This window comes from Nonomuraea sp. NPDC049269, from assembly GCF_043197155.1.
Classification (GTDB): Bacteria; Actinomycetota; Actinomycetes; order Streptosporangiales; family Streptosporangiaceae; genus Nonomuraea.
On the sequence record NZ_JBICSO010000004.1, the window covers coordinates 384,821 to 398,420 of the forward strand.

The following is a 13,600-nucleotide window of genomic DNA, read 5'->3' on the forward strand; positions in this document are numbered from 1 at the left end:
CGCTCGCCTTGCGAGCACCCCGAGAATTACACAAGATCATTCAGCGCCGAAATGCGATTACTACCGTAAGCGCGCTTCTGTCCACCGGAGAGGGAGAGAGCACATCTCCGGGTGGGGAATATTTCTCCCCGGAGGCCCGCACCCCGCGTGCATATTGAAGAAGTTCTTGCGATCTCCGCACTCTCTGATGGATGCTGCACCGCGTGGAAGAAATCGCACACGAACTCGCCAAGATCCTCATCCCGAACATCGCCATCGACGCAGGCGAAGACTCAAAGGAGTACGAGGCGCGCCTGAAGGCGTTACGAGAGCAGCGACGCACGATCACAGCGGACCTGATGATGGCGGCACGCGCCTCCACCTCAGAAGATCCTGTCCTGGCGAAGCTCAACGAGCTCGCCGCGCAAAAAAGGGATATACAGCAACAGATGCGGCTGATAATCGCATACGCCAGGGAGTTCGTTCGGCCAGAGCCCTACAGGTTGAGGGCATTAGCCGAGGCCGCCGATATGTCTATTTCTGGTGCCCGCACCGCGTACACGTCCGCGGATGTGACCGCCATATCCACGCTAATCGGCCGCAAAGACACAAAAGGGACCACATACCCTGCTCGATCGAAGCGGTCTCCCTCTTCGGTTCGCCGCCTACCGGAATTCAACGGCGAGCAGTGGTGGGCGCCTTGTGATTCGACGCCGCCGCCCAACGACGACGGGGTCATGCCCGCATCCTAGTTTCGAACCTTACTTCGATGCCGGTGGCCGGGCGCTAATACCTGTCACGTCGGGCCGGTGAGATGCCGTGACAGGTATTCCCACCATCGCACAGGCTTCCACCACGCCAAAGCCGCTCCCGTACTCATGCTCATCGAGCACGGGAGCGGCCCAGGCCACGCCTGTCCGAGTTACCTGAGTCCTTCAGGGAACCACAGAGAATTCAAGACGCTGTCACTCCGCGTAGGGCTGGTTCTTTCCCTGGGCGCTGTAGGCGAGACTCCAGATGTAGCCGTCCAGGTCCGCGAAGGAGCCGCCGTACCCGCCCCACGGCAGGGCGCCGGCGGGCTTGAGGATCGTGGCGCCGGCCTTCTCGGCCTCCGCGATGATCTCGTCGACCCGTGCCTCGCTGCGGACGACATAGGTGAGGACCAGTCCGCTGAAGCCGCTGCCTGCCGGGCTCGTGCCCACCTGATCGGCCAGGCCATCACGGCCGTAGAAGCCGACGGGCGAGCCACCGTCCGCTTCGAAGAACACCGAGATGCCGTAGTCCTGCTGGACCTTCCAGCCGAGGCCCTCCGTGTAGAACCGCTTGGACTGCTCCAGGTCCCGGACGCCGAGCAGGATCGAGCTCACGTGCGCTTTCATGCCTTATCTCCTCCGTGTCACATTGGCGTGGGTTCGCCGGTCAATGGATATGACAGGCCGAGACGAAGGAACGTGACCGATGATCGAGCAGGACTGGCTGAACGAGCGGTTCACCGAGCACCAGGACCGCTTACAAGGGGTGGCGTACCGGATGCTCGGCTCACCCAGCGAGGCCGAGGATGCGGTGCAGGAGGCCTGGCTGCGGGTCAGCCGCGCCGACACCGGCCAGGTGGAGAATCCGGCCGGGTGGCTGACCACGGTCGTCGCCCGGGTCTGCCTGAACATGCTCGAGGCACGCCGTAGCCGGCGGGAGGACCCGGCCGGGGCGCTGCCGCCCGAGCCGGCCACGCCGCACGCGAGCACCCGCCCAGGCGGCCAGACCGACCCCGAGAACGAGGCGCTGCTGGCCGATTCGGTCGGTGTCGCGCTGATGGTGGTGCTGGACACGCTGACTCCCGCCGAACGGCTCGCGTTCGTCCTGCACGACGTCTTCGCTGTGTCGTTCGGCGAGATCGGCACCATCATCGACCGCTCCCCCACGGCCGCTCGGCAACTCGCCAGCCGGGCCCGGCGGCGGGTGCAGGGAGCGGCGGGGGCATCCGACGCCGCGCGTTCCCCGAAGCGGGAGATCGTCGCCGCCTTCCTTGCCGCCTCCCGAAAGGGAGATTTCGCCGCCCTGCTCGAACTGCTCGATCCGGACGCCGTGGCCGTCGAGATCCGCGGTGGCCACGCCGTGGCGGCCTTCTTCACCGGACGGGCTCAGGCCGCCCGGCTCGCTCTGGTCGATGGCGTTCCGGCGGCCGTCTGGTCGCACCGCGGCCGGCCGAAGGCCGTCTTCACGTTCACCATCAGCGACGGGAAGATCACCTGCATCGCCATCGACACCGACCCGGATCGGCTCCGCGACCTCGACATCGTCTTTCTTCGCGCCGACGACAAGGAGCGGGGATGAGCCGACCTCCCCGACCGATCCGCAGCGTGAGCGGCATGAACCTCAATCTCTCGTCTTGCGCTCTCGCCGTCCACGACGTGGACGAGGCGCTCGGCTTCTACCGTGACGTGCTCGGCTTCGAGGTACGCGATGACGGCGAATTCGAGAGGACGCGGTGGGTGCGCGTCGGCCCACCGTCGCAGCCGGACGTACAGATCTTCCTCGAATCGCCCGGCGCGGACCTGGGTGTCCCGCCGGCTGACCAGCAGGCGATCGAGGGCCTGCTGGGCCGTCTTGTCTTCGTGACCGACAACTGCGACGCCACCTTCGAGCACATCGAGGCAGCGGGCGCCGAAGTGATGCAAGAGCCGATCGACCAGCCCAACGGCGTCCGCGACTGTGCCTTCCTCGATCCCTCCGGCAATATGCTGCGGTTCACCCAGCCGGGGTCCGCGGGCGAGGTGACGAGAGTCAAGGCCCTCAAACGCGCCCTCACCAGCTGCGCTTCCGCAAAGACCAAGCCATGCAAGTGGCTGGAAGGAAGGAACAAGAAGTGCTTGTGGTGCAAGTCGAAGCAGAGCGGATACACGCGTAGTTACTGCGAGCAGAAGAGCGCCCCAGGAAAGGCGCCCGAAGCTCCGAAGCAAGAGGGAATCCTCTGCAAGGGAGAGAAGGCAGGAGACCCGCCCCCCTAGATCAAGCTCTGGATAGAGGTACAGCCGAGAGTCTTCGGATCCCCGGGCATAGGCGTCGCGACGCGGACCGGTTCGGCCTCGATCGAACGCTGTGGTTCGCGACCGGCGCCATCGTGGCCGCGACCGCCCTGGTCCTCACCGTCCCCGACGTACGGAAGATGGAACGCGCGCCACACGACGACACGGCCGCACCCGGTGGGGCCTCCGGGACGACCCGGATGACCGCCTGTCTTCGACAGAGCACCAGTCCGTTCGGGGCGCGGGTCGGAAGAGAGGGTCACACGGCGGCCGGTAGCTGGCCCGCTTCGTCTCGCTCGGGGTGAGGTGGGACGCCTCCGCCGCATCTCACAACGAGAAAAGAACCCAAGCCCCTGGTCAGAGGGCTGTGTAAGACGAGCCGGCCTGTAGGCCGGGTTCTGTCCTTCGTTCGCACGAAGGGGCGACCATCCATCTAGGGCCGTCGTTGCCGGCGGCCTCAAGCGGTCTACCCGCGCGGCTCGGGCGGGCAGCCCTCGAACGTCGCGCGCGGGACGCTCCGGAGAGCGTCCCTTCTTGACCTTGCTCCGGGTGGGGTTTACCTAGCCGCCCACGTCGCCGTGGGCGCTGGTGGTCTCTTACACCACCGTTTCACCCTTACCCCCCGAAAGGTCGGGAGGCGGTTTGCTTTCTGTGGCACTGTCCCGCGGGTCGCCCCGGGTCGGCGTTACCGACCACCCTGCCCTGTGGAGCCCGGACCTTCCTCGGCGGGCCCGCGAAGGCCCGACGCGGCCGCCCGGCCGGCTCGTCTGATGTGAAGGTTATCAAACCTGCGGAGATCATCAGCCGGTCGACAGGTGCAGGAGGTCAGCGTAGGTGGGAGGTGTCGTTGAAGGACTTCACCACGGCCTGGCCGTCGGCGTAGTGCTCGACCAGCGACAGGCACGCCAGATCCAGGTGCATGCGGTACAACGTCACCGGAGGCGCCATCAGCGCGAACCGCAGCAGCGTCTTGATGGGCGTCACGTGCGACACGATGAGCACCGTCCGGCCTTCATACCGCTCGACCAGGCGCTCCTGCGCTCGCTGGATGCGCTGGGCCACGGCCTCGAAGCTCTCGCCGCCGGGCGGTGCGGTGTTGGGGTCGGCGAGCCAGGCGGCCAGTTCGGCGGGCCAGCCGCGCTGGACCTCCGTGAACGTGTGGCCTTCCCAGGCGCCGAAATCGGCCTCTCTGAGGTCGTCGTCCACTTCCACGCCGAGCCCCGTGCGCTGGGCGACCGCCTCCGCGGTCTGCCTGGCGCGCTTGAGGGGGGAGCTGACGATCACATCCAGGCGGTACGGGTCGCGGGACAGGCGCTCGGCGGCCGCGGCCGCCTGCGCCAGGCCGTTGGCGGTGAGTTCGGCGTCGCCGAGGCCGGAGAAGCGGCGTTCGACGGACAGCGGGGTCTCGCCGTGGCGCAGCAGGAGCAGGGACGTCGCGACTCGGGCCGGCGGGCTCCACCCGGTCCCGCTGCTCGGCTGGCTCCGCTGCTGGGCGGTGGCCAGCGAAGCGGACGGGGCCGACAGATCGGTCGCGGTTCCCGAGCCGGTAGCGGTCCCCGACCCGGGAGCGGTTCCCGAGCCGGTCGCGGTTGCCGAGCCGTTCGAGGTGGATCGCGGGGAGGTGCGGGGCTCAGCCTGTACGGCCGTGCCGCCCGCCCGCCACGCCAGCCCCTTGGCGGCGGCGTCCATCGCCTCGTTGGCCAGCCGGTCCGCGTGCCGGTTCTGTTCGCGCGGGATCCAGGTCCACTCCGTCACCCGCAGCCGCCTGGCCAGTTTGCCGGCCTCCAGGGCGAGCGGGCGCAGGCCCTCGTTCTTGATCTTCCAGCGGCCGGCCATCTGCTCGATGACCAGTTTGGAGTCCATGCGTACCGCCACCGGGGCCCCCTCGCCCCCCAGGTCGAGCACCGCCGTCAGCCCGGCGATCAACCCGCGGTACTCGGCGACGTTGTTGGTCGTGACGCCGATCGCCTCCGCCGCCTCCGCCAGCACCTGGCGGTCGGCGGCGTCCATGACCACGGCGCCGTAGCCGGCGGGCCCGGGGTTGCCGCGCGAGCCGCCGTCCGCTTCGACGATGTAGGAGGTCACAGGCCCGACTCGGGAGTACGTACGAGAATGCGGCGGCATTCCTCGCAACGCAGCACCTCGTCGTGCGGCGCGGCCTTGATGCGGTTCATCTCGGCGATCGACAGGGCCACCTTGCAGCCCTGGCACCGGCCGCCCCTGAGCATGGCGGCGCCGACGGAGTACTGATCCTTGAGCTTGGTGTAGAGCGTGAGCAGGTCGGCCGGGATGTCGCCGACGACGGCGGCGCGTTGGGCCTGGACCTCGCCCGCCTCCTTGTCGATCTCGGCGAGCAGGGCGTCGCGGCGGTCCTCGGCGGCGGCGCGGGTGGCGGCGATCTCGTCGCGCTGCGCGACCAGGTCGACGACCTTGGTGTCGGCCGCCTCGCGGCGTTCCATGATCTCCAGAACGACCTCTTCGAGGTCGCCCTGGCGCTTCTGCAGAGAGGCGATCTCGGACTGGAGGCTCGCCAGGTCCCTCGGCGAGCTGACCGCGCCGGAATCCAGCCGCTTCTGGTCGCGGTCGGCGCGGCTGCGGACGGCTTCGACGTCGTTCTCGGCCTTGGCCTGGTCGCGGGCCAGGTCGCCGGCCTGGGTCTCGGCCTCGATCACGTCGGTGACGAGCTTGGCGTATCGCTTCGACTGTTCGTCGATCTCCACCAGCTCAGGCAGGGTACGGCGACGGTGCGCCAGCCGGTCGACCACGGAGTCCAGGTCAGCCAGGTCGAGCAGTCGCTTCTGGGCCTCAGGGGCTGCTTTCATGATCAATATCCTCTTGTCCAAGCATCGGTGACCGTGGCGGAGACGCGCGTCTCAACGGTAACGCCACTCGAACCCAGGATGGACGCGGCGCTGTCGAGCCATGGCCACTCGGTGGCCCAATGCGCGGCGTCGATCAGCGCCGGCCCGCCCTGCTCGACGAACTCGCTGGCCGGATGGTGTCTCAGGTCCGCGGTGAGGAACACGTCCACCCCCGCGGCGCGCGCCGTACCGAGGAGGGAGTCGCCCGCTCCCCCGCTGACGGCCACGCGCGCGACGCGGCGGGACAGCGCGCCCGCCACGCGGATGCCGTGCGCGGTCTCCGGCAGTCCGGCGACGGCCCGCTCGGCGAACTCCCCCAGCGTCATCTCCGACGGCAGGTCGCCGATGCGGCCGAGCCCGCGCCCCGGGTCGTCGGGGAACGGGCGCAGCGGCACCAGCTCGCCGGTCAGGCCGACGGCGCGGGCCAGGGCGTCGGAGACGCCGGGGTTCGCCACGTCGGCATTGGTGTGGGCCGTATAGAGGGCGATGTCGTTCTTTATCAGCTTATGAAGGAGGCGGCCCTTGGGTGTGGTCGCGGCGACGGTGGTGGTGCCGCGCAGGTAAAGGGGATGGTGGGTGACGATCAGGTCGGCGCCCCACTCGACGGCCTCCTCGGCGACGGCCGCCACCGGGTCGACCGCGAACAGTACCCGCCGCACCTCCTGCTCCGGGTCTCCGCAGACCAGGCCCACCGCGTCCCAGGATTCGGCCCGGGCGGGCGGGTAGGCCGCCTCGAGCTCCACGATCACATCCGCCAGCATTGCTCCAGCCACCTGCGCAGACTACCGGCCGCGCGGCCCGGGTACGTGAGCGGCGAAGGGTGTTGTCCGAACGAGGTTCGGCGTACCGTAAGTGGATCCTGACACGCGGAGGACGCCATGGCACCCAGGGTCGCGATCATCGGAGCGGGTTTCGGCGGCTTGTGCATGGCGATCCAGCTCGAACGGGCCGGGATCCGCTCCTACACCGTCTTCGAGAAGGCGGCCGACCTGGGCGGCACCTGGCGCGACAACAGCTACCCGGGCGCGGGCTGCGACATCCCGTCGCACCTCTACTCCTACTCATTCGAGAAGTACGCGAGCTGGACCCGCCGCTACCCGGAACAACCCGAAATTCTCGCCTATTTAACGCATTGCGCTGATAAATACGGTGTCAGGAGAAAAATCCGCTTCAGCAGCGAGGTCGAGCGGGCCGTCTTCGACGGCTCCCACTGGCAGGTCAGCACGGCCGGCGCCACCGAGACCTTCGACCTCGTCGTCATGAGCGTCGGCCAGCTCAACCGCCCCCGCCTACCCGACATTTCGGGAATGGAGGATTTCGCGGGCACGTCCTTCCACTCCGCCCGCTGGAACCACGACCACGATCTCACCGGCAGGCGGGTCGCGGTGATCGGCAACGGCTCGTCGGCCGCCCAGCTCATCCCGCGCGTCGCCGCCGAGGCCGAGCACCTGACGGTGTTCCAGCGCACCCCCAACTGGGTGATCCCCAAGCCCGACGCCACCTTCGGCCCCCTGACCAGGCTCGCCTTCCACTTCGTCCCCGGCCTCCAGCGCGCCTACCGCGAGTGGATCTACCGGTACGCCGAAGGCACCCTCTACCCCGCCCTGGCACAGGGCTGGAGCGTCGGCCTGCTCAAGAAGCGCGCTCTCGACCACCTGCGGAACCAGGTCCCCGACCCGGCGTTGCGCGCCAAGCTCACCCCCGGCTACCCGCCGGGCTGCAAGCGGGTCGTCATCGACAGCGCCTTCTATCCCGCCCTGACCAGGCCGAACGTGGACGTGGTGACGGACCCGATCGTCCGGATCACGCCGAAGGGCATCGAGACCACCGAGGGACCGTACGAGGTCGACACGATCGTCTACGCCACCGGGTTCAGGAGCACCGAGTTCCTCGCGCCGATGGAGGTCACGGGGCGGAGCGGCCAGTCGCTGCGGGAGCGGTGGAAGGGCGGGGCGGAGGCCTACCTGGGCATCTCGGTGCCGGACTTCCCGAACCTGTTCCTGCTGTACGGGCCGAACACCAACCTGGGCCACAACTCGATCATCTTCATGATCGAATGCCAGGTGAACCACATCATGTCCTGCCTGCCGTACCTGTCGGAGCAGGGGCCGATCGAAGTGCGGCCCGCGGCGATGGCGGCGTGGAGCAGGCAGCTCGACGCGGCGATGGCGCGAATGGTGTGGGGCAACGGCTGCCGGAGCTGGTACAAGACGGCGGACGGCCGCGTCACGAACAACTGGCCCGGCCCCACGACGCTCTACCGCCGGTTGACGGCCCGGCCACCGCGCACCGCCTACCGTCCGGCCGGCTCCTCGTAGAGCCGCGATACGGTCCCAAGCATGACGTTCCCCCTGCATGAGCGTGCTGTCGTGGCCGACACCCACAACGACTTGCTGATGGCGGTCTCCGCCCGGCCGCCCGCGCTGTGGGCCTCGTTCTTCCGTGAGCGGTGGCTGCCCCAGCTCACCGCGGGCGGCGTGAACCTCCAGGTGCTGCCGGTCTTCATCGACGACCAGTACCGCCCCGAGGGCGCCCTGCGGCAGACCCTGCGCATGATCGAGTGCGCGCACGTGCTCGCGGAGGGCAACGCGGACCGGGTGCGGATCTGCCTCGACGGCGGCGACATCGACCGGGCTCTCGGCGACGGCGTGATCGCGCTGCTCATCGCGCTGGAGAGCATGCCGGGGCTCGACGCGAGCGTGGAGCTGATCTCGACCGTCCACCGGCTGGGCGTGCGGGTGGCCTCGATCGCGCACTGGGGGCGCACGCCGCTGGCCGACGGCAGCGGCGAGGACGCCACCGGCGGCGGCCTGACCTCGCACGGCGTCGCGGCCCTGCGGGAGATGGAACGGCTCGGCATCGTCTTCGACATCTCCCACCTGGGCGCGCCGGGCGTCGCGCACGTGCTGGAACTGGCCGCGAAGCCGGTCATGGCGACCCACTCCGCGGCCCGCGCGCTGCGCGACCATCACCGCAACCTCACCGACGACCAGTTGCGCGGCGTGGCGGCGACCGGCGGCGTGGTGTGCGTGAACTTCTTCGCGCCGTTCCTCACCGACCGCGCGGCCGACATCTCGCTCGACCGGCTGCTCGACCACATCGAGCACGTGGCGGACGTAGCCGGGATCGACCACGTCGGGCTCGGCCCCGACTTCATCCGCGAGGTCATGGACGAGCTGACGCCGCCCTGCTGCGAGAGCGACCTCATCGAGGGCCTCGACCCGAAGTCCGCGATCCCCGGTCTGGAGGGTCCGGCGGGGTTGCCCATGGTCACCGAGGGCCTGCTCAAGCGCGGCCTGCCGGAGGCGGACGTCACGAAGATCATCGGCGGCAACGTGCACCGGTTCCTCACGGAACGGCTGGTCCGACAGGTGGCGGGTAGGTAGACGCAATGACGAGTGCGGAAGCGGCCGCCGCCCGTGAGGCGGCCGAGAAGACCGGTGTGACGATCCGTGAGCTGCGTGACATCCACGAGTTCCAGGACGTCTACCGGCTGTACGACGACATCTGGCACCCTGACCCGCGCAACGCGCCCGTGCCGGTGGAGCTGATGATCGGCTTCGCGCACACGGGCGGTTACGTGGCCGGGGCGTACGAGGGCGACAGGCTGGTCGGGGCCTCGGTGGGCTTCCTCGCGGCAGACCGGACGCTGCACTCGCACGTGACGGGGGCGGCGATCGGGCGCGGCATCGGCTACGCGCTCAAGCTGCACCAGCGGGCCTGGTGCGTGGAGCGCGGGCTGGCCAGGATCACCTGGACGTTCGACCCGCTCGTACGCAGGAACGCCCGGTTCAACCTGACCAAACTGGGCGCCCGGCCGGAGCGCTACCTGGAGGACTTCTACGGCGTCATGGCCGACGCGATCAACGAGGGCGACGCGTCCGACCGGCTGCTCGCGGTCTGGCGGCTGACGGAGCCGCCGCCGGAGCCGTCCGCCGGGCCGTACACGCGGGGGGTGGAAGTGAGCGGGCCGCGGCCGGTGATCGGCTCTGCGGACGGGCCGGTGGTGCTGGTCGGGACGCCGTACGACATCGAGACGCTGCGCCGTGAGGACCCGGGGGCGGCCCGTGCGTGGCGGCTGGCGGTGCGGGAGGTGCTCGGCGGGCTGATGGGGTCGGGCGCGCGGGTCACGGGATTCACCGAGGACGGGGAATACGTGCTGGAGAAGGATTGACCGACTATTCCACCAACGTTACAGATCTATGTAATGTGATGCTTACGCGCGTCGACGCAAGGAGATCGACATGGCGGAGTTCACACCGACCGTTCCCACACGAGTCCTCCCGTCCGTCACCGTCCGCGATCTGCCGGACCCTCCCCGATCAACCTGGCGCATCATCGGCCCCGGCCTGGTCGGCGCGGGGGTCGGGCTGGCGTCCGGCGAGTTCATCCTCTGGCCGTACATCGCCTCCCAGGTCGGCCTGGTGTTCGTCTGGGGCGCCGCGATCGGCATCATCACCCAGTGGTTCCTCAACATGGAGATCGAGCGCTACACGCTGGCCACCGGCGAGACCGCCCTGACCGGTTTCAGCAGGATGTGGAAGCACTGGGGCCTCGTCTTCGTCCTGATGACGCTCGGCTCGAACCTGTGGCCCGGCTGGGTGACCACGTCGGCCACGATGATGACCTACCTGACCGGCACGGGCGAGGGCAGCGTGCGCTGGATCGCGATCGGCATGCTGCTGCTGATCGCGATCGGGCTCACGATGGCGCCCGTCATCTACGTCCTGCTGGAACGGGTGATCTTCGTGAAGATCGCCCTGGTCCTGACGCTCGCGGTGGTCGCGATCCTGTTCGCCATCAACGCCGAGAGCTGGGTCGCGCTGGGCAAGGGCCTGACCGTCGACGCGCGGTTCCCGGTGCCGCCGCTGGAGTTCGCGCTGCTGATGGGCGCGATCGCCTACGCGGGCGCGGGTGGCGGCCAGAACCTGTGCCAGAGCAACTGGATCCGCGACAAGGGCTTCGGCATGGGCCTGTACGTCCCGCGTCTGGTCAGCCCGGTCACCGGCCACGAGGAGGCGGCCGCGTCGACCGGCTTCCAGTTCGCGCCGACCAAGGAGAACCTGGCCCGGTGGCGGCAGTGGTGGCGCTTCGCGAACGTCGAGCAGTTGTCGACGTTCGCGCTGGTGTCGTTCCTGACGATCGCGCTGATGTCGATGCTCGCCTACTCCACGGTGTTCGGTAAGCCGGGGCTGGCCAACAGCATCGGGTTCCTGAAGGTCGAGGGGGAGGCGCTGAACGCGGAGATCGGACCGTGGTTCGGCGTGCTGTTCTGGGTGATCGGGGCGCTGTCGCTGTTCGCCTCGGCCATGGGCATCGTCGACTACACCTCCCGGCTCGCCTCCGACACGATCAAGACCGTCTACCTGCGGGACAGGGCCGTGTCCGTGAACCGCGTGTACTTCATCGTGGTGTGGGCGATGGTCCTGATCGGCATCACGATCCTGCTGCTCGGGTTCGACCAGCCGCTGATCCTGCTGGTGTTCTCGGCCAGCTTCGCGGCGGTGATGATGTTCGTCTACTCGATCCTGCTGATCGTGCTGAACCGCGGGTCGCTGCCGGCGGCCATCAAGGTCAGGTCGTATCGGCTGGGCGCGCTCGTCTGGTCCATCGCCTTCTTCGGCACGCTCACCGTGCTGACGGTGATCCAGCAGGCGCAGAAGCTGTTCGGTTGACCTCAACCGAGGTTGAGCTAGCAGACTCGGCGCCATGAACGTTGTCGAGGTGACAGGTTTCGGCGGTCCCGAGGTGCTGGCGGTCAAGGAGGCCCCGGATCCGGTGGCGGGTCCGGGGCAGGTGGTGATCGGCGTCTCGGTCGTGGATGTGATGTCCATCGACGCGCAGTTGCGGGCGGGATGGGGCAAGGAGTGGTTCCCGCTCCAGCCGCCGTTCGTGCCCGGCACGGGGGTGGCCGGGCGGGTGTTGTCCGTCGGCGAGGGAGTCGATCCGGCGTGGACGGGGAAGCGGGTGGCCGCGCTCCTCCCCTCCGGCGGGTACGCCGAGCGGGCGGTGGCCGAGGTGGACACGCTGGTCGCGGTGCCCGACGGGGTGGGCCGGCGCGCGGCGGGCGCGCTGATCCAGGTGGGTCCGGCGGCGCTCAGCCTGATCGACGCCGCCGAGCTCAAGCCGGGTGCCCGGGTGCTGGTCACGGGCGCGGGCGGGGCGCTGGGCCTGCCTCTGGTACGCCTGGCCGCCGCGGCGGGCGCCGAGGTCACGGCCGCGGCCAACGACCCGGCCAAGCGCGAGGCGGCGGTACGTTTCGGGGCGACCACGACGCTCGGTTATGACGAGCTCACAGGCGGCTTCGACGTCGTGTTCGACGGTGTAGGTGGCCAGGTCGGGAGCGCGGCGTTCCACCTGGTGGTGCGTGGCGGGACGTTCTTCGCGTACGGCGTACCGAGCGGCTCCACCGCCCAGGTGGATCCGGGCGAGGCCGAGGCGCGGGACGTCCGCCTGGTCGGCATGGAGCAGGTCCAGTTCACGCCCGAGCACTTCAGGCGGCTGGCCGAGCGGGCGATGGCCGAGACGGCGGCGGGCCGGCTCGCCACGGTGATCGGCCTGGCCGTGCCGCTGGAGCGGGCGGCCGAGGCGCACGCCGCGCTGGCGTCCAGGGAACTGGTCGGCAAGGCGGTGCTGCTGGTCACCGCCGAGTAGGTTCCGCTGGAGCGCACCGCCGACGCGCGGCGAGATCGTCCTCAATGCGGAACGAAACTTTCCGCGATAGCGGGCAGACTGGCAGGCATGTTGGACACCTCGGCCCGCCTGCTCAAGCTGCTCTCCATGCTCCAGGCGCACAAGGAGTGGTCGGGGCCCGAGTTGTCCGCCCGGCTCGGGGTCTCGACCAGGACGATCCGCAACGACATCGAGCGGCTGCGCAGCCTCGGCTACCCGGTGCACGCCACACCGGGCGTCGCGGGCGGCTACCGGCTCGGCGCGGGGGCCGCGCTGCCGCCGCTGCTGCTCGACGACGAGGAGGCCGTGGCGGTGGCCGTCGGGCTCGGCCGGGCGGCGGGCGGCGGCGTCCAGGGCATCGAGGAGACCTCCGTGCGCGCCCTGGCCAAGCTGGAGCAGGTGCTGCCGTCGCGGCTGCGCCGCCGGGTCAACGCCCTGAACACCTACACGGTCCAGATCCCCGGCGGCGGCCCGTCTGTGCCGCCCGAGGTGCTGACCACGATCGCCAACGCGGCCCGCGACCACGAACGGCTCCGCTTCGACTACACCGGCCACGACGGCTCCTCGGCCCTGCGCGAGGTCGAGCCGCACCGGCTCGCGCACCGGCGCGGCCGCTGGTATCTGGTCGGCTACGACATCGAGCGGCAGGACTGGCGGACGTTCCGGGTGGACCGCGTCGTTCCGCGCGTACCGGCCACCGGGCCGCGGTTCACGCCCCGCGAGCTGCCGGGCGACGGTGACGTGGCCGCGTACGTGGAGAAGGGCGTGAACACGGCGATGTGGCGCTACCACGCGACGGTGCTGCTGCACAGTCCGGCTGAGGCGATGCGCCGGCTGCCGCTGGGGCTGGAGATCGAGCCGGTCGACGAGGCCACCTGCCTGACCAGGCTGGGCGGCGACGACCTGCACGGGATGGCCGTGTGGATCGGGTTCATCGGCGTGGACTTCGAGGTGCTCGACCCGCCTGAGCTGGCCGAGCACGTCCTGCGGCTGTCGGAGCGCTACCGCCGCGCCGTACGCGGCCCTCGCTGACCGGGGATGGTCAGCGGACGGTAGGAGAACGGT

The 13,600-nt window shown here is 69.5% G+C and carries 13 protein-coding genes and 1 other RNA gene; 9 read left to right on the forward strand and 5 right to left on the reverse strand.

What is annotated here, in order from left to right:
- Positions 1-191 precede the first annotated feature (191 nt).
- The gene (locus ACGFNP_RS24320) at positions 192-731 is read left to right on the forward strand and encodes a hypothetical protein (RefSeq protein ID WP_393322273.1); all 540 of its coding nucleotides are present in this window, start codon (positions 192-194) and stop codon (positions 729-731) included.
- A 213-nt stretch (positions 732-944) separates the two neighbouring features.
- Here the strand turns inward: ACGFNP_RS24320 and ACGFNP_RS24325 are convergent, their stop codons facing one another.
- A complete protein-coding gene (locus tag ACGFNP_RS24325; protein ID WP_393322276.1) occupies positions 945-1,358 on the reverse strand; it encodes a VOC family protein in 414 nt (137 codons plus the stop codon).
- 79 nt (positions 1,359-1,437) lie between these two features.
- Here ACGFNP_RS24325 and ACGFNP_RS24330 point away from each other — a divergent pair, with 79 nt between their 5' ends.
- Both ACGFNP_RS24330 and ACGFNP_RS24335 read left to right on the forward strand, forming a co-directional pair.
- Positions 1,438-2,310, forward strand: a complete 873-nt coding sequence (locus ACGFNP_RS24330) for a sigma-70 family RNA polymerase sigma factor (protein ID WP_393322279.1) — start codon at positions 1,438-1,440, stop codon at positions 2,308-2,310.
- Between the two features lie 35 nt (positions 2,311-2,345).
- On the forward strand, positions 2,346-2,984 hold the full coding sequence (locus ACGFNP_RS24335) for a VOC family protein (RefSeq protein WP_393322282.1): 639 nt from the start codon (positions 2,346-2,348) through the stop codon (positions 2,982-2,984).
- 389 nt (positions 2,985-3,373) lie between these two features.
- Here ACGFNP_RS24335 and rnpB read toward each other — a convergent pair.
- From rnpB to ACGFNP_RS24355, 4 genes are all read right to left on the reverse strand, one after another.
- An RNA gene (gene rnpB / locus ACGFNP_RS24340) (RNase P RNA component class A) lies at positions 3,374-3,768 on the reverse strand.
- Positions 3,769-3,827: 59 nt separating this feature from the next.
- A complete protein-coding gene (locus ACGFNP_RS24345) occupies positions 3,828-5,087 on the reverse strand; it encodes a bifunctional RNase H/acid phosphatase (protein ID WP_393322286.1) in 1,260 nt (419 codons plus the stop codon).
- Positions 5,084-5,824, reverse strand: coding sequence for a zinc ribbon domain-containing protein (locus ACGFNP_RS24350; RefSeq protein WP_393322289.1), 741 nt, complete (start codon positions 5,822-5,824; stop codon positions 5,084-5,086). The genes ACGFNP_RS24345 and ACGFNP_RS24350 overlap by 4 nt, the downstream gene beginning before the upstream one ends.
- A 2-nt stretch (positions 5,825-5,826) precedes the next feature.
- The gene (locus ACGFNP_RS24355) at positions 5,827-6,624 is read right to left on the reverse strand and encodes a Nif3-like dinuclear metal center hexameric protein (RefSeq protein WP_393323649.1); all 798 of its coding nucleotides are present in this window, start codon (positions 6,622-6,624) and stop codon (positions 5,827-5,829) included.
- Positions 6,625-6,741: 117 nt separating this feature from the next.
- Here ACGFNP_RS24355 and ACGFNP_RS24360 point away from each other — a divergent pair, with 117 nt between their 5' ends.
- From ACGFNP_RS24360 to ACGFNP_RS24385, 6 genes are all read left to right on the forward strand, one after another.
- A complete protein-coding gene (locus ACGFNP_RS24360; protein WP_393322292.1) occupies positions 6,742-8,181 on the forward strand; it encodes a flavin-containing monooxygenase in 1,440 nt (479 codons plus the stop codon).
- 21 nt (positions 8,182-8,202) lie between these two features.
- Positions 8,203-9,249 (forward strand): dipeptidase, encoded by a 1,047-nt coding sequence (locus tag ACGFNP_RS24365; protein WP_393322295.1) that lies wholly within the window; start codon positions 8,203-8,205, stop codon positions 9,247-9,249.
- A 5-nt stretch (positions 9,250-9,254) separates the two neighbouring features.
- Entirely contained in the window at positions 9,255-10,037 is a 783-nt protein-coding gene (locus tag ACGFNP_RS24370; RefSeq protein WP_393322298.1) for a GNAT family N-acetyltransferase, read from the forward strand.
- 70 nt (positions 10,038-10,107) lie between these two features.
- Complete coding sequence (locus ACGFNP_RS24375) at positions 10,108-11,538, forward strand: Nramp family divalent metal transporter (protein WP_393322301.1); 1,431 nt, start codon at positions 10,108-10,110, stop codon at positions 11,536-11,538.
- A gap of 34 nt (positions 11,539-11,572) precedes the next feature.
- Positions 11,573-12,517, forward strand: a complete 945-nt coding sequence (locus tag ACGFNP_RS24380) for a zinc-binding dehydrogenase (RefSeq protein WP_393322304.1) — start codon at positions 11,573-11,575, stop codon at positions 12,515-12,517.
- 87 nt (positions 12,518-12,604) lie between these two features.
- Positions 12,605-13,567, forward strand: a complete 963-nt coding sequence (locus ACGFNP_RS24385) for a helix-turn-helix transcriptional regulator (RefSeq protein WP_393322307.1) — start codon at positions 12,605-12,607, stop codon at positions 13,565-13,567.
- Positions 13,568-13,600 lie beyond the last annotated feature (33 nt).